Origin of the sequence: Streptomyces sp. NPDC051217, from assembly GCF_044455465.1 — a bacterium.
In the GTDB taxonomy this organism is placed as follows: domain Bacteria; phylum Actinomycetota; class Actinomycetes; order Streptomycetales; family Streptomycetaceae; genus Streptomyces.
Genome location: NZ_JBITEV010000011.1, coordinates 81,383 through 96,251, shown reverse-complemented (window position 1 = coordinate 96,251; position 14,869 = coordinate 81,383). Strand labels below are relative to the sequence as shown.

Sequence of the window (14,869 nt, the reverse complement as noted above, 5' to 3'; positions counted from 1 at the left end):
GGAGAGGGTGTGGGGGACCCTCTATGGCCGCGTAACACCGGAGTGGGCCCAGTTCATTTCCGGCTTTGCCGAATCGTTAAGGTCGGTCGCTCAACCATCGGCGGAGGTCGCGCGTACCGCGTGTGGAGTCGGGCGTCTCGTCAGGTGGCTAGGCTCACGCGCATGCCCGCGCGCCAGCCCCCCTCTCCCCGCCGACCCGTGGGCACGGTCACGCGCGGCACGACCAATCCGAACCGGCTGCGCCGCATGGACCGCTGGATCGCCGCCGTGCACGGGCCCGTGCTGCGCCGCTCGGCCGACCCCGTAGCCGTCGACCTCGGATACGGCGCCGCGCCGTGGACCGCCGTCGAGCTGCTGCGGCGGCTGCGGGCGACCGAGCCGCGTACCGAGGTGGTGGGCGTCGAGATCGATCCCGCGCGGGTCGCGGCGGCGCTTCCTTATGAGGAGGACGGGCTCAGCTTCGTGCACGGCGGCTTCGAGATCCCGCTGCCGGACGTCGCACAGGCGGGTGGCGCACAGCCGGGTGCGGCACAGCCGGGCGCCGCACAGCCCGGTGGCGCTGTCCGCGGTCCGCTGCTGATCCGGGCGGCGAACGTCCTTCGGCAGTACGAGGAGAGCGAGGTCGCGGAGGTCTGGACCCGGCTCCGCGCGCGGCTCGCGCCCGGCGGACTGCTGGTGGAGGGAACGTGCGACGAGATCGGGCGGCGCCATGTCTGGGTCGCCCTCGGTAAGGAGGGTCCGCGCACGGTCACCTTCGCGACCCGGCTCGGCTCGCTGGACCGTCCTTCGGACCTGGCGGAGCGACTGCCGAAGGCGCTGATCCACCGCAATGTGCCGGGGGAACCGGTGCACGCGTTCCTGCGGGACTTCGACCGGGCGTGGGCGGCGGCGGCCCCGTACGCCTCGCTCGGCGCGCGGCAGAGATGGATCAGGGCCGTGGAGGATCTGTCGGCGGACTGGCCGCTGGCCGGCCCGGCGGCGGGGGGCGGGCGGAGCAGATGGCGGCAGGGTGAAGTAACGGTGGAATGGGCGGCGCTGAAGCCGAACTCTGGCGAAACGGATGCGTTCAAGGGAACGTGAGCGGCGGGTTGTTCGTCCCTGACGGGTAGATGCGACCGTCGACCGGCAGTGCCCTCTGTCGTTCCGGGGATCGGCATGGCACGATCACGTCGGCGGAGAACAGCTACTGACAGTAAGTCAGATGTAAGTATCAGACGTATGAGTCAGCTGTACCCGGCCGTACAGGTTCCAGGAGTTGTCGACAGTTGTCCGGAGGGGAGCTCGTGAACCGACGCCGCTGTGTCACAGCCGCGATCACCGTCGTCTGCGCTCTGTCGGTGCTCACGTCACCGGCGTTGCTGAACCAGGCGTACGCGGCACCGGCGTCCCCGGCATCACCCGCTGTCCCCGCTGTCCCCGTCTCGCCGAGTGATCCGCCGGTCGCACCCCGGCCGTTCGACCGGTCCCTGCCGCCGGGAGCGGACGACGAGGTGACCGGCGCGGACGACTCGAAGCTCGAGGAGACGCGCAGGAAGATCGAGGGGCTGTACGGCAAGGCAGCCTCGGCCACCGACGCGTACAACCTCGCCGAGGCGCGCGCCGACAACCAGTCGGCCGAACTGGTCAGGCTGGCCTCCCAGATGGTCAACGGCCAGGTCCGGATCGACAAGCTCAAGCGCCAGGCGGGCGCGGCGGCCCGCGCCCAGTACCGCGCGGGCGGACTGCCGCCCGAGGCCCAGCTGTTGCTCACCGACGACCCGCAGCTCTTCCTGGACGGGGCCGGCCGGGTCCAGCGGGGCCAGAAGGCGACGAAGGACCTCCTCGGTCAAATGACCAAGGCGCAGGACGACTTGACGGCGTATACGAAAAGGGCCGGCGTCGAGTGGACCAAGCTCGAAGCGAACCGGGTCAGGCAGGCGAAGGCGAAGAAGGAGATCAGCCGGCAGATAAAGGCCGCCAAGAAGATCGAGGCGGGGCTGGAGAAGGAGGAGCGCGACCGTCTGCTGATGCTGGAGCAGCAGGAAGCTGCCAAGGCTCAGACGGCCTGGCTGGGTTCGGGCGAGCTCAAGGACATCAACGGCAAGGCGAGCGCCCAGGGCAAGGCGGCGATCGCGTACGCGACGGCGCAGATCGGCAAGCCGTACGTGTGGGGCGCCGAGGGCCCGTCGTCGTTCGACTGCTCGGGGCTGACCTCCGAGGCGTGGAAGGCGGCCGGCAAGATCATCCCGCGCACCTCGCAGGAGCAGTGGCGGCTGCTCCCCCGCGTCCCGATCGCGGACATGCGGCCGGGCGATCTGATCATCTACCACGGGGACGCGAGCCATGTGGGCATGTACGTGGGCGACGGCTCGATCGTCCACGCGCCGCGGCCGGGCCGGCAGGTGACGCTGACGGGAGCGGGCTCGATGCTGATTCTCGGGGTCGTGAGGCCGGACAAGTAGGAAGCTCCTCCCGCCTCGCCTCCCACGTGATGTTTGTCATGGACGTTTCGGGCCCTCCGAGCGGGCCGATCGTGCCGGATGCGTGGTGGGAAGCGGCTTATGGCGCGGGATCTTCTCCGTACGGCGTTCCGTACGCCATTCCTTTCGGACGCCGGCTACCGCTAGGGTCCCGGTCGGTGGGGCGTCGATCGTCGCTCCAGCGTGCCCTCGGGGGGAGGGAAGGACTCACAGACCGATGGCCGTACCTGTACCGGTGCCGCGACAGCGCACCGGCTCGACAGTCGAGAGTGCGCCCGCCCCGGAGACCTCCGGCGGAGGGGGCGACCTCACGCTCCTCGTGATCGAGGACGATCCCGCGGGCACCTTCAGCGCACCGGAACTTCCCGACGCGGCCGGCACCCGGGTCCGTATCCGCACCGCGCGCAACCTCACCGAGGCCGAGCGGCTGCTCACCGACGACATCCAGTGCATCCTCGTCGATCTCGCCCTGCCGGGCCGGGGCGACGACGACCTGGACGACCTCGCGCCGCTCAAGCATGTGCTGCGGCTCGCGCCCCGCCACGCCGTTCTCGCGCTGGCCGCGGAGGGTGACAGCGAGCGCGCCGCGGCGGCGGTGCGTGTGGGCGCGCAGGACTATCTCTTCCGGGACGAGCTCGACAGTCGGCTGCTCAGCCGCGCCATCCGCTACGCCGTCGAACGCAAGCGCGCGGACGTCGCTCAGCGCCAGCTCACCGAGTCCCGGCTGCGGGCACAGGAGAACGCCCGGCTGGAGCGCGGTCTGCTGCCCACGCCGCTCCTCCAGGGCTCGAATCTGCGGTTCGCCTCCAGATACCGCCCCGGCCGCTCCCGTGCGCTGCTCGGCGGCGACTTCTACGACACGGTCCGTACACCCGACGGCACGGTCCACGTGATGATCGGCGACGTCTGCGGCCACGGCCCGGACGAGGCCGCGCTGGGCGTGGAGCTCCGGATCGCCTGGCGGGCGCTGACCTTCGCGGGGCTCAGCGGGGACGTACTGCTCACCACGCTCCAGAAGGTCCTGGAGCACGAGCGGGAGAGCGAGGAGATCTTCGCGACGCTCTGCACAGTCGACATCGCGCCGGACGGACGGCGGGCGGGGCTCTGCCTGGCGGGCCATCCGTCACCGCTGGTGGTCCGCGACGGGCGGGCGCCGGAGCTGCTGCCGTACGACGAGGGCGGCCCCGCGCTCGGCCTGCTCCCGCGCGCCCACTGGCAGCGCCGCGAGGTCGAACTGGGCGAGGCGTGGAGCCTGATGATGTACACCGACGGGCTGATAGAGGGCCGTGTCGGGGCGGGTACGAAGCAGCGGCTCGGGCAGGACGGCATGGTCGAGATGATCACCGCCCAGCTGGCGCGGGGCCTGAGCGGCGAAGAACTGCTGGAGGCCGCGGTGGCTCAGGTGCGGGAGCTGAACGGCGGCGAGCTGACCGATGACGTGGCCGTACTGCTGCTGGACCGCGAGCGTGCGGCCGAGCAGGTGCCGGGCACGGCGGCGGTCACGGTCTGAGCGGGACGGTCGCGCCGTCCCGTCGGACGGGCTGCCCGCCGGCTGCCCGGCCCCCTGACTCAGCGACCGCCGTTGTACGGCCCGTACGGCCCGTCGCTGCTGGAGCCGCCACGCCGGCCGCCGCCCCCGCCGCCGCCGCCAACCTGCTTGATCGCGGGGCGCACATCGACGAAGTACACGATGACCGCGATCAGCCCGATGATCGGCAGGAAGCTGAGGATCGGGAAGATCAGGCTCACCACGAGGGCGATCGAGAGAATGATCAGCCAGAACGGCTTTGTCTGCTTGTCCGCGGCGCGGAAGGCGTCCTCACGCCGGATGAACGCGTCGACCAGCGCGAAGCAGCCGAACACGGTCAGCGGGATACTCAACAGCGCCACGAGCCCGTCGAAGCCGGCCATCAACACGTCGCCCACCGCCCCTTTCTGTTCCCCATCATGTGCCGCCAAGGTACCCGTACAACGGACCGGACACCCCTGTGGTGCCCGGTCCGTCCATATCGCTGTCCGCTTGGCGAGTGTTCGCCTACTTGCCCGCGGGAGGTGTGGCCTTCTTCGCGGGGGCGGCCGGCTTGCGGGCGGCGCCGGTGGTCTTCCGCGCGGCGGGCTTCGTACCGGTGGCCTTGGCCTCCGGCTTGGCCTTGGTCTCGCTCTTGACCGCGGGCTTGGCGGGCGCGGGCTTCGCCGGAGCGGGCTTGGCGGGCGCGGGCCGGGTCCCCTGCTTCGACGCGGACTGGGGCTCGACGGCGACGGCGATCTCCGCCACACCGTCCGCGGCCTCGCCGCGCCAGGTCCGTACGGACTGCTCGCCACGCTCGGCGACCTTCTCGTACGTCTCACGGGCCTTGACCGCGTACTCCGCGGCCACCCCGACGCTCCGCAGCGCCAGGTCCTGAGCGGTCTCGCCGAGCTTCTTCAGGTCGGTGTCCAGTGACCCGAGCACCTCGGTGACCTTGGACTGGACGGTCGTCTGCGCTTCCTTCGCCTGCGACGCGACCTTGTCCTGGACGCGCTTGGGGTCGGCGTTGCGCACCGCGTCGATACGGCCCGGGGCCTCGGCTCGCAGCTGATCGATCAGCCCGGGAACCTTCTTGGCCTGCTCGACGGCGAGATCCGCCGTACCGGCCGCGAAGTAGAGGGGGGTCGGGTCGCTGAACGTCTTGCGCAGGTCATCGGCGATCGCCATGACTGTGGTCCTCCGGATCAGTGTGAGGGTGGGGTTCCAGCACCGCCGCCGGCGGTACCGGGCGTGTCCCCGTCGGCGTCCCCGATGCCGGTACCGGCGCCCTTACCGGCCGGTCCCGCGGTCGCCTTCGCTTCCGTGTTCTCGGTACCGAGCCCGTTCTCCTTACGGAAGGACTCGTAGATCTGCAGGAGCACCTGCTTCTGCCGCTCGTCTATGGACGGATCGGCGAGGATGACGGCACGCGTCTCCAACTCCTCGCGCTCCCGCTCATCGAGCATCCCGGCCTGCACGTACAGCGTCTCGGCGGAGATCCGCAGCGCCTTGGCGAGCTGCTGCAGGATGTCCGCGCTGGGCTTGCGCAGACCGCGTTCGATCTGACTGAGATACGGATTGGACACCCCGGCGGCCTCGGAGAGCTGCCGCAACGACAGCTGCGCGTTGCGCCGCTGCTCGCGGAGGTACTCACCGAGATTTCCGACGTTGAGTGATGCCATGAGTTCAGGATGCCACACTTGCTAACTTTTGCAAGCACTCGCTTGCAAAAGTGTTCCACGCAACACGGGGGGATGGCTGCGACTGAGCAAGACAGTTGTTGTTCGGCCTCCCTGATGTCCAGGCAGTCGTTCGAGGCATCGATCATGCCGTGGAGACTGGCAGACGTCTTGGGAGAACGGCCCCGCCGACGACCGGCGCATGAGGCATAGAGTGTTGCCTATGACGCAAGACGATGGCGGTCTCGACAGCCTGGTACGCAAACGGATCCGCGCTCTGCGCGTGGCGCAGGGCTGGTCCCTCGACGAGTTGGCCGGGCGCGCCCGGCTCAGCCCCTCCACGCTGAGCCGGATCGAGAACGGTCAGCGCCGCCTCGCCCTCGATCAGCTCGTCACCCTCGCCCGCGCTCTGGACACCACGCTCGACCAACTCGTCGAGACGGCCGCGGACGACGTCATCTCCAGCCCGACGATCGACGCGGCGCATCAGCAGATGCGCTGGCCGGTCCGGGCGGACCCGGGCATGACCGTCGTACGGCAGCGCCTGACGAACCCGCCGCCCGAGGGCCCCTCCCGCATGCGCGCCCACCCGGGCCGCGAATGGTTCGTCGTCCTCTCCGGCACGGCCGTCCTGCTCCTGGGCAACCGGCGCTTCCGCGTGGAGACGAACCAGGCCGCCGAGTTCCCCACGATGCTCCCGCACGCCCTCGGCGCCGAGGGCGGACCGTGCGACATCCTCGGCATCTTCGACCGCGACGCGCGCCGTGGCCATCAACGCGGCGACGACGGCAACGGGACCGGCGGCGGGACCGGCGGCGAAAAGAGCCCGTCGCGTTGAGCCCAGGCCCGTACACCGGTTTCTTGCGCGGCGAGCAGGCCAGGCACCACCCTCTTGCTCTTCCGGAGAGCGACCGGGCCGCACGCTCATGATCCCCATAGCGTGGGCGCCATGACAGACACCTCCTCACACGCGGCCCACGAGCCGGCCCACGGAGCGGACCACAACCCCGACGACCAGTCGGAGATCCTCGACCTGGACGCCGAGGTACTCGCCGAACACATCGCCTCCATCACCGCCTGGCTCCCCGTCGAGGCGAACCCCCGGCACATCGTGGATCTGGGCTGCGGAACCGGCGCCGGCACCCTCGCACTGCTCCGGCGCTTCCCGAAGGCCGACGTCACCGCCGTCGACTCCTCGGCCGGCCACCTCCAGCGCCTGCGGCACAAGGCCGACGCGGCCGGTCTCGCCGATCGGGTACGCACCGTTCAGGCCGACCTCGACGGTGCCTGGCCCGAGCTGCGCACACCCGAACTGGTCTGGGCGTCGGCCTCCATGCACCACATGGCCGACCCCGACCGCACCCTGCGCCAGGTCCACGACACGCTCGCGCCCGACGGGCTGTTCGCCGTCGTCGAGCTGGCCGGCTTCCCGCGCTTCCTGCCCGAGGACGCCCCGGCGGACCGTCCCGGTCTCGAAGAACGCTGTCACGCCGCGGTCGACCGCCACCACGCCGAGCACCTGCCCCACCGCGGCGCCGACTGGGGGTCCAAGCTGACCGCCGCCGACTTCACCGTCGAGGGCGAACGCACCGTCACCGTCAACCTGGGCCCGCCCCACACCGAGGCCGTCGGCCGTTACGCGCTCACCAGCCTGACCCGTATGCGCGGCGGCGTCGGTGAGGAGCTGGCAGCGGAAGACCTCGCCGCGCTCGACCTGCTGCTCGACACCGGCAGCCCCCACAGCATCCTGCGCCGCGAGGACCTGACGGTCCGCACCGAGCGCACGGTGTGGGCCGCACGCCGCACCTGAAAAGCGACCTTCAGCTACTTTGTCACTTCGTCGTCGGCGTCATGGGCAAGGGAGTCGAGGGTGGCCGGAGAGGACGCACAGGACACCGCCAAGAGACTGCGGGTGATCTGCGACGAGCTGTCGGACCGTTTCCACGAGCGGACCGACGTGGTACGGACGCTGGTGACGACGCTGCTGGCCGGGCAGCACTCGTTGGTGCTGGGCCCGCCCGGAACGGCGAAGTCCGAGATGGCCCGGGACCTCACGGGCCGGATCGAGGGGGCGGCCTACTGGGAGATCCTCCTGTCGAAGTTCACCGCACCGACAAGGATGTTCGGGCCGATCGACGTCGCCGCGCTGGCCCGGGGCGAGTACCGCCAGGTGTACGAGGGCCGCGCCACGACCGCTCATGTCGCGTTCATCGACGAGATATTCAAGTGCTCGACGGCGGCGCTGAACGAGACGCTGGGCTACCTCAACGAGCGGATCTACCACCCCGAGAGCGGCGGCGAGCCGATCCGCTGCCCGCTCATCGGGGCGATCACGGCGAGCAACGAACTGCCCGACGGAGACGGTACGGCCGCGATCTACGACCGCCTGCTCGTACGGATCGAGGTCGGGTACCTCGCGGACCCCTCGAACTTCGCCGCGCTCGTCCGTTCCGCCGTCGGCCGGGCGGAGGCACCGACCCGGACCACGGTCGAACTGGGCGCGTTGCGGCAGGCCGTGGCCGAAGCCGTCCCGGCCGTGGACGTCCCCGACGTGATCGTGGACGCGGTGTGTACGTTGCGGGCCGCCCTGCGCCGCAAGGAACTCGTCGCCTCCGACCGCCGCTGGCGGCAGGCGGTGGGCCTGCTCCAGGCGTCCGCGTATCTCGACGGCCGCCCGGCGGTCGCCGAGAGCGACCTCTCCGTCCTGACCCATGTGCTGTGGAACTCTCCCGCCGAACGCCCCACTGTCGAACGCGAAGTGCTCCAACTGGTCAACCCCGACGCCAAAGAAGCGCTCGATCTGGCCGACGCCATCGAGGAGTTGGAGGCCCAACTCGACGCCATGGCCGGGCAGTCGCGCGAGGCGCTGAGCGACTGGGTCATCAAGAAGGCCCACAACCAACTCGCCACGGCGGGGAAGCGGCTGGAGAAACTGCGCGAGGAGGCGGCGGGCGCCGGGCGCTCCACCGCCGCCATCGACCGGGTCACCGGCCGTCAGCGTGCCGTCCGCGCCCGCGTTCTCACCGAGGCGCTGGACCTGGACGCGAGCATGGTTCAGGCCCAGCTCTGAACGCCGGTACGGCCGGGGGCCGGTGGCGAGCGCGCCCGCAAGGTGGAGAACGCCACCGGTGAACTCGTCGGCGTCACACTCGGCGACGACCTCTTCCGGGTGATCTGACCCGTCATCCCACCGCGGACGCCCCGCCTCCGGCGCGGCTCACGGCTGCCGCAGACGCGTGTCCGTTCCAGATGACCGCCACGGCCGCTCCTGCGTCCGCCGTTCCTGCTTCTCGTCCTCCGTGCGCTCCTCCTACTTCGTGCGCTCCTCGTCCTCCGTGCTCTCCTCGCCCTCCCTCTTGTCTTCCTTCGCTCCGGGAGTCGGCGCCCTCTCCACGGCGCCCGACACCGCCCGTACAGCCTGCTCCTTCTCGGCGGGTGTGGCGCGCTCCAGGAAGCGGAGCAGTTCGACCGGGAAGGGCAGAACGAGCGTGGAGTTCTTCTCGGCGGCGACAGCCACCACCGTCTGCAGCAGCCGCAGTTGAAGGGCGGCAGGCTGCCCGGCCATCTCCTGGGCCGCCTCCGAGAGCTTCTTCGACGCCTGGAGCTCCGCGTCCGCGTTGATCACCCGGGCGCGGCGCTCACGGTCCGCCTCGGCCTGGCGTGCCATCGACCGCTTCATGGTCTCCGGCAACGACACGTCCTTGATCTCGACCCGGTCGATCTGCACGCCCCAGCCCACCGACGGGCTGTCGATCATCAGCTCCAGGCCCTGGTTGAGCTTCTCGCGGTTCGAGAGCAGATCGTCCAGGTCGCTCTTGCCGATGATCGACCGCAGCGACGTCTGCGCCATCTGTGAGACCGCGAACCGGTAGTCCTCGACCCGGATCAGCGCGTCCGCCGCGTCGACCACCTTGAAGTAGATGACCGCGTCCACACGCACGGTCACGTTGTCGCGTGTGATGCCGTCCTGCGCGGGGACGGGCATCGTCACGATCTGCATGTTGATCTTGTGCAGCCTGTCCACGAACGGAACGATCAGCGTGAATCCGGGCTTTCGGATGCCCTCTCGCAGTCGGCCGAGGCGGAAGACCACGCCGCGCTCGTACTGCTTGACGACCCGGGCCGCCGCCATCACGCAGATCCCGCACACGCAAATGATCGCTATGACCGCTATGACCAGTCCCTCGACCATGGTGACCTCCCGACGGCGGAACCGAGGTCTCACTCACTACGATATGCCCGTAATGACCCCCCGGTCACCCTCTCCGGCCCCCCGGCGCCATCACCAGCCCCGGCGAGCCGTTCACCAGGGCGGGCGGACGGGGGCGGGCCCGGGGACAGCCTTCGGCCGCGGCATATATACGTGGCCACGTCCTCCCTCCTCCGGCACATTGAGCCCGTGAACAGCCACCGCCCCCACCCCGTCCCCGGCTTCATCCCCGGTCTCGACCTGTCCCGGATCCTGTACGAGGAAGCGGTCCGGCCCGTCCTCGACCGCGCGTACCCGGGGCTGCCGTACGCCGCCGCGCGGGTCGGCTCCGGGTCCGAGGTGCTCGGGTTCGACACCCCCCGGTCCGCCGACCACGAGTGGGGGCCGCGGCTGAACCTCTTCCTCGCGCCGGACGAGGCCGCCGAGCACGGGGCGGAGCTGCGCCGGCTGCTCGCGGAACGGCTGCCGAAGCACGTACGCGGCTGGCCCACGCACTTCAGGCACCACGACCCCGAAGCCCCCGTCGGGCAGATGGAGTTGACGGACGGTGCGGTCGACCACCGGGTCTCGGTCGACGACGTCGGCGGCTGGTTGCGGACGCAGCTCGGCGTGGCCACGGAGCCCACGGTCCGCGACTGGCTCGCGATGCCCCAGCAGCGGCTGGCGGAGGTCACCGGCGGCGCGGTGTTCCACGACGGACTCGGCACGCTCGACGCGGCGCGGGCCCGGCTGGTGTGGTACCCCGACCAGGTGTGGCGCTACCTGCTGGCCTGCCAGTGGCAGCGGATCTCCCAGGAGGAGGCGTTCGTCGGACGTTGCGCGGAGGTGGGGGACACGCTCGGGTCGGCGGTCGTGGCGGGGCGGCTGGTGCGCGATCTGATGCGGCTGTGCCTGCTGCTGGGGCGGACGTACGCCCCGTACGGCAAGTGGCTCGGCACCGCCTTCGGGCGGCTCGCGATCGCCGACGAGCTGACGCCGTCGCTGGCGGGCGCGCCGGCCGCGACGGAGTACGCGGAGCGGGAGCGGCATCTCTGTGACGCGTACGAGTGCGTGGCCGCGCTCCAGAACGCGTCGGGGCTCGCGGAGCCGGTGGACCCGACGTGCCGGCCGTACCACGACAGGCCCTTCCAGGTGCTGTACGCCGAACGCTTCGCCAAGGCCCTCGCGGCGACCGTCACCGATCGCGAGCTGCGGGGGCTGCCCCTGACGGGCGGGGTGGATCAGTGGGCCGACAGCACGGACTTCCTCGGGCTGAACGGGCCGAGGCGCGCCACGGTCGACGCGCTCGCACGCGCCACCGAGCCGGCCGACCCGGCGACGTAGCCGGGCCCGACCTCACGCGATCTCCTTGACGACGGCGTTCCCGGCTCCGGGCGCGCCGGCGTAGAAGCCGCGCACGACCCGGCTCCCCGGCGGGGTCGGCGTCAGTCGGCCGTCGCCGGGGCCGCCAGGCGGAAGCCGACGCCGATCGCCGCCAGGTCCTTTTCGTAGGCGCCGTGCCGGCGGGCGCAGCGGGCCAGGTCCCGGTCGTGCCGGAACGCGCCGCCCCGGGTGATGTGCGGGTCGAAGGCCCAGTCCTCGGTACGGGGCACGTCGTCGGGTGCGCCCGGGTAGGGGGCGTAGAGGGTGGACGTCCACTCGTCGGCGTTCCCGGCCATGTCCCACAGGCCGAAGGGGCTCGCGCCTTCCGGGAACGAGCCGACCGGCGTCGTGGTGCCGACACCGAGGTCCACCAGATTGGCCAGACCGGTGCGGTACTTCTCACCCCACGGGAACTCCCGCCCGTCGTCACCGCGCGCCGCACGCTCCCATTCGTCCTCGGTGGGCAGCCGCACCTCAACCCTCCCGAGCCGCTCACCGAGCCACCGGCAGTAGGCCACCGCCTCGTCCCAGGTGACACCGATGACCGGATGGTTCACCGGCGCCCGCGGTGAAGTCCTGCCGGTGGCCCGCGCGAAGAGCGACCACTGTCCGACGGTGACGTGGGTGCGGGCGATCCGGAAGGCCGGGACGTGGATCTCCGTACGCGGGGCTTCCTTCGCGTACCACTCCACCGGCACCCCGGTGTCGGCGTAGCGGCGCGCCACCTCCGCCACCTCGTCGACGGGTGTCCCCCGCAGCAGCACCCCGGCCGGGATCTCGACCCAGTCCACCTGTTCCACCGGCATCGCCGCCTCCACCACCCGCTCGACGTGCTCCCATGATCACCCCAATGCCCGCACCACTCATCGGGCGTTGGACCTACGACGACAAGGACCTTGGGACCAGACGGCGGGCAGCTCAGTCCCGGAGCGTGCCGAAGAAGGCCCGTACGTCGGCCACCAGCAGGTCCGGGACCTCCAGGGCCGGGAAGTGGCCGCCCCTGTCGTACGAGGTCCAGCGCGTGATGTTGTTCGTGCGGTCCGCGATGTGGCGCAGGGGGATGAAGTTGTCGTGCGGGAAGTCGGCCAGCGCGGTTGGGACCGGGGACGGCTCGGGCGGTGAAGTCCAGTAGTCCGCGTGGGCCCGCTCGTAGTAGATGCGGGCGGACGAGCCGGCCGTGCCGGTCAGCCAGTACAGCATCACGTTCGTGAGCAGCCGGTCGCGGTCGACGGCGCCGTAGGGGCGGCCGTCCGTCGTATCGGTCCACTCGTGGAACTTCTCGGCGATCCAGGCCAGTTGGCCGACGGGCGAGTCGTTCAGACCGTACGCCAGCGTCTGCGGGCGCGTCGCCTGGATGTCGGCGTACCCCTGGCGATCGCGGGCGAACTCCCGCCCCCGCTCCCAGGATTCCCGCGTACGCCGGCGCTCCTGCGGGCTCAGCGCCGCCAGTTCGGTCTCGGTCGGCTCATGCGTCGCGCCGCCGCCCGGCAGCAGATTGAGGTGTACGCCGACGACCCGGCCGGGCCGGATACGGCCCAGCTCGCGGGAGATGGCCGCTCCCCAGTCACCGCCCTGGGTGCCGTACCGCTCGTAGCCCAGCCGCTCCATCAGTACGGCGAACGCGGCGGCCACCCGCCGGTACTCCCAGCCCTTCTCCCGCGTGGGGCCCGAGAGACCGAAGCCGGGGATGCCCGGCAGTACCAGGTGGAAGGCGTCGGCCGGGTCGCCGCCGTGCGCGCGGGGGTCGGTGAGCGGGCCGGCCACGTCGGTGAACTCGACGATCGAGCCCGGCCAGCCATGCGTCATGATCAGCGGCGTCGCGTCCGGCTCCGGGGACCGGATGTGCGCGAAGTGGATGCGCGCGCCGTCGACGGTGGTGGTGAACTGCGGCCACCGGTTCAGCTCGGCCTCGGCCGCCCGCCAGTCGTACGTGTGCCGCCAGTGGTGCGCCAGCGCGCGGAGATGGTCGCCCGGGATGCCGTAATCCCAGCCCGCGCCCGGCAGTTCGTCGGGCCAGCGGGTGCGGTCGAGCCGGTCGTGAAGATCGTCCAGGTCGCCCTGAGGGATGTCGACGCGGTACGGGTGGACAGGGGACGGGCCGGCGGGTTGGTCGGTGCTCATAGCCGCGCATGCTAGGGCCGTTCCGGTGGATCTTCGTGGATCAGCCCGGGGCGGCTGGTGCGGTGCATCGCAAGGCGGAGGATCGTCCTTGTGGATGGACCGGCCGTACTTGAACGACTGAAGACAACGAAGCGAGGTGCCGTGCCAGCGTCCCGGGCCCACGAAGATCCGCCGGACAGGCCCTGGTTCCGGCGCCGCTGAGCGCGTCGCGAATATTCAGCACGACGTGCGGCGGTGAACCTGGGCAAAGTCGGTCGCGGCACGCGCGCGTTCCGTCCTACCGTCGCCGCATGGACCACCACGAGCCCGCCCCCGCCACATCGACCGTGACCCGCGCACGCGCGCTCTGGACCGAACTCGCCGGTTTCCAAGTCGAGTTCGCCTCCCCCGCCGGTGTCGTGGTCGCGCCCGGCTCGCTCCTCTGTCCGCCGGGGTGGGCCGGGGTCGTACGGATCGGCGACACCGCCGTCGTCACCGCGCCCGACGCGCGGGGCGCCGAGGCGATGCGCGACGCGGCGGGGAAGCTGTCGTGCGAGGAACTGGTCGACCCGGCCCGGCTCCGCGAGACGCTGAGCGGTACGGCCCCGGTGGTCGACGTGCTGGGGCCCGCCGCGCTCTGCTACCTGGAGCGGGGCCGGGACGCGTTCGTGCCCGCGCCTCATGAGCGGGTGGCGAACGACGACTCGGCACCGGCCGCGCTGCTGGCCACCGTCGGGGCGGCCGACGCGGACGAGAGCGGGCTGGCGGAGATCACCTCACCCGCGTTCCTGCTGCGCGACGGCGGGGACGTGGTGGCGGCGGCCGGTTATGTGGCCTGGCCGCGGTCGGTCGCCCATATGTGCGTCCTCGTAGCCCCGCACCGGCGCCGCCGGGGGCTGGCCCGGCTCGTGGCGTCGGCCGCGGTGTCGCACGCGCTCGACGCCGGTCTGCTGCCGCAGTGGCGGGCCCGGCCGTACGCCTCGCGGCGGGTGGCGGCGGGCCTCGGCTTCCGGGAGCTGGGCGCTCAGCTCAGTGTGCGGATGTAGCTCGTTCCCGGGCTGCCGCTGATGTCGATGTCGCCGGTGGGCACGAATCCCGTACGTGTCAGTACGGCGCGCGAGGCGGGGTTGTCGAGGGTCGTCCTGGCGCGCAGCGCGGTCAGCCCGTACGTCTCGGCCGCCAGCACGCAGATCCGCCGCACCGCGTCCGTCGCCAGTCCCTTGCCCGCCGCCTTCTCCGCGATCCGGTATCCGAGCTCGGCGGAGCCGTCCTTCACGTCGACGAGGTTGACGCGCCCGACTATCTCCTTCTTCGGGCCGGCGTCGCTCACCAGCACATGGAAGAAGAGCAGGCCGGCGGCCTGCTCGGTGAGCAGATCGCCGTGCCGCTCGGCGAAGGCGGAGAAGTACGAGTCACCCCGGTCGGGAATCGACGCGGCGAAGTAGGCCCGGTTCTCCTGCTCGAACGCGAGCAGTGCGGGAGCGTGGTCGAGACGGAGCAGCTGCATGTCGGCCATGTTCGGCACGCTACCCGGACAGGACCCGGTCATGGC

The 14,869-nt window shown here is 71.2% G+C and carries 15 protein-coding genes; 8 read left to right on the top strand and 7 right to left on the bottom strand.

From position 1 onward, the window contains the following. The first annotated feature begins 162 nt into the window (after positions 1 to 162). The 3 genes from ACIBBB_RS24020 to ACIBBB_RS24010 all read left to right on the top strand — a co-directional run bounded on the left by ACIBBB_RS24020 (position 163) and on the right by ACIBBB_RS24010 (position 3,969). The gene (locus ACIBBB_RS24020; protein WP_398985223.1) at positions 163 to 1,080 is read left to right on the top strand and encodes a class I SAM-dependent methyltransferase; all 918 of its coding nucleotides are present in this window, start codon (positions 163 to 165) and stop codon (positions 1,078 to 1,080) included. A gap of 203 nt (positions 1,081 to 1,283) precedes the next feature. Continuing rightward, positions 1,284 to 2,441, top strand: a complete 1,158-nt coding sequence (locus tag ACIBBB_RS24015; protein ID WP_398985221.1) for a C40 family peptidase — start codon at positions 1,284 to 1,286, stop codon at positions 2,439 to 2,441. A gap of 235 nt (positions 2,442 to 2,676) precedes the next feature. After that, a complete protein-coding gene (locus ACIBBB_RS24010) occupies positions 2,677 to 3,969 on the top strand; it encodes a PP2C family protein-serine/threonine phosphatase (RefSeq protein WP_398985218.1) in 1,293 nt (430 codons plus the stop codon). Positions 3,970 to 4,028: 59 nt separating this feature from the next. Here the strand turns inward: ACIBBB_RS24010 and ACIBBB_RS24005 are convergent, their stop codons facing one another. The 3 genes from ACIBBB_RS24005 to ACIBBB_RS23995 form a co-directional block, all read right to left on the bottom strand. Next, the gene (locus tag ACIBBB_RS24005; RefSeq protein ID WP_398985574.1) at positions 4,029 to 4,376 is read right to left on the bottom strand and encodes a DUF2516 family protein; all 348 of its coding nucleotides are present in this window, start codon (positions 4,374 to 4,376) and stop codon (positions 4,029 to 4,031) included. A gap of 118 nt (positions 4,377 to 4,494) precedes the next feature. Beyond that, positions 4,495 to 5,154, bottom strand: coding sequence for a hypothetical protein (locus ACIBBB_RS24000; RefSeq protein ID WP_398985216.1), 660 nt, complete (start codon positions 5,152 to 5,154; stop codon positions 4,495 to 4,497). A 17-nt stretch (positions 5,155 to 5,171) separates the two neighbouring features. After that, entirely contained in the window at positions 5,172 to 5,648 is a 477-nt protein-coding gene (locus ACIBBB_RS23995) for a helix-turn-helix domain-containing protein (protein WP_398985213.1), read from the bottom strand. 220 nt (positions 5,649 to 5,868) lie between these two features. Here ACIBBB_RS23995 and ACIBBB_RS23990 point away from each other — a divergent pair, with 220 nt between their 5' ends. The 3 genes from ACIBBB_RS23990 (at position 5,869) to ACIBBB_RS23980 (ending at position 8,715) form a co-directional block, all read left to right on the top strand. After that, a complete protein-coding gene (locus tag ACIBBB_RS23990) occupies positions 5,869 to 6,483 on the top strand; it encodes a helix-turn-helix domain-containing protein (protein ID WP_398985211.1) in 615 nt (204 codons plus the stop codon). Positions 6,484 to 6,594: 111 nt separating this feature from the next. Continuing rightward, a complete protein-coding gene (locus ACIBBB_RS23985) occupies positions 6,595 to 7,455 on the top strand; it encodes a class I SAM-dependent methyltransferase (RefSeq protein WP_398985209.1) in 861 nt (286 codons plus the stop codon). A gap of 60 nt (positions 7,456 to 7,515) precedes the next feature. Next, entirely contained in the window at positions 7,516 to 8,715 is a 1,200-nt protein-coding gene (locus ACIBBB_RS23980) for an AAA family ATPase (RefSeq protein WP_398985207.1), read from the top strand. 240 nt (positions 8,716 to 8,955) lie between these two features. Here ACIBBB_RS23980 and ACIBBB_RS23975 read toward each other — a convergent pair whose 3' ends face one another. Further along, positions 8,956 to 9,837, bottom strand: a complete 882-nt coding sequence (locus ACIBBB_RS23975; RefSeq protein ID WP_398985205.1) for a slipin family protein — start codon at positions 9,835 to 9,837, stop codon at positions 8,956 to 8,958. A gap of 207 nt (positions 9,838 to 10,044) precedes the next feature. On the opposite strand from ACIBBB_RS23975, the gene ACIBBB_RS23970 reads away from it, so the two are divergent. Next, entirely contained in the window at positions 10,045 to 11,178 is a 1,134-nt protein-coding gene (locus ACIBBB_RS23970) for a DUF4037 domain-containing protein (protein ID WP_398985203.1), read from the top strand. Positions 11,179 to 11,279: 101 nt separating this feature from the next. Here the strand turns inward: ACIBBB_RS23970 and ACIBBB_RS23965 are convergent, their stop codons facing one another. Beyond that, positions 11,280 to 12,023: a formylglycine-generating enzyme family protein gene (locus ACIBBB_RS23965; RefSeq protein WP_398985201.1), complete on the bottom strand. Its 744-nt coding sequence runs from the start codon at positions 12,021 to 12,023 to the stop codon at positions 11,280 to 11,282. Between the two features lie 112 nt (positions 12,024 to 12,135). Then, positions 12,136 to 13,338 (bottom strand): epoxide hydrolase family protein, encoded by a 1,203-nt coding sequence (locus tag ACIBBB_RS23960; RefSeq protein WP_398985200.1) that lies wholly within the window; start codon positions 13,336 to 13,338, stop codon positions 12,136 to 12,138. 290 nt (positions 13,339 to 13,628) lie between these two features. Between ACIBBB_RS23960 and ACIBBB_RS23955 the strand changes: the two genes are divergently transcribed. Then, positions 13,629 to 14,363, top strand: a complete 735-nt coding sequence (locus tag ACIBBB_RS23955) for a GNAT family N-acetyltransferase (protein WP_398985198.1) — start codon at positions 13,629 to 13,631, stop codon at positions 14,361 to 14,363. On the opposite strand, the gene ACIBBB_RS23950 is transcribed toward ACIBBB_RS23955, so the two are convergent. Then, complete coding sequence (locus ACIBBB_RS23950; protein WP_398985196.1) at positions 14,342 to 14,833, bottom strand: GNAT family N-acetyltransferase; 492 nt, start codon at positions 14,831 to 14,833, stop codon at positions 14,342 to 14,344. The two genes, ACIBBB_RS23955 and ACIBBB_RS23950, sit on opposite strands and share 22 nt — an antisense overlap. Between the last annotated feature and the right edge of the window lie 36 nt (positions 14,834 to 14,869).

Coding starts and splice junctions, on each gene's coding strand:
- ACIBBB_RS23955 (WP_398985198.1), top strand. CDS start 13,629: ATGGACCACCACGAGCCCGCCCCCGCCACATCGACCGTGACCCGCGCA.
- ACIBBB_RS23985 (WP_398985209.1), top strand. CDS start 6,595: ATGACAGACACCTCCTCACACGCGGCCCACGAGCCGGCCCACGGAGCG.
- ACIBBB_RS23990 (WP_398985211.1), top strand. CDS start 5,869: ATGACGCAAGACGATGGCGGTCTCGACAGCCTGGTACGCAAACGGATC.
- ACIBBB_RS24010 (WP_398985218.1), top strand. CDS start 2,677: ATGGCCGTACCTGTACCGGTGCCGCGACAGCGCACCGGCTCGACAGTC.
- ACIBBB_RS23960 (WP_398985200.1), bottom strand. CDS start 13,338: ATGAGCACCGACCAACCCGCCGGCCCGTCCCCTGTCCACCCGTACCGC.
- ACIBBB_RS23965 (WP_398985201.1), bottom strand. CDS start 12,023: ATGCCGGTGGAACAGGTGGACTGGGTCGAGATCCCGGCCGGGGTGCTG.
- ACIBBB_RS24020 (WP_398985223.1), top strand. CDS start 163: ATGCCCGCGCGCCAGCCCCCCTCTCCCCGCCGACCCGTGGGCACGGTC.
- ACIBBB_RS24000 (WP_398985216.1), bottom strand. CDS start 5,154: ATGGCGATCGCCGATGACCTGCGCAAGACGTTCAGCGACCCGACCCCC.
- ACIBBB_RS23995 (WP_398985213.1), bottom strand. CDS start 5,648: ATGGCATCACTCAACGTCGGAAATCTCGGTGAGTACCTCCGCGAGCAG.
- ACIBBB_RS23975 (WP_398985205.1), bottom strand. CDS start 9,837: ATGGTCGAGGGACTGGTCATAGCGGTCATAGCGATCATTTGCGTGTGC.
- ACIBBB_RS23950 (WP_398985196.1), bottom strand. CDS start 14,833: ATGGCCGACATGCAGCTGCTCCGTCTCGACCACGCTCCCGCACTGCTC.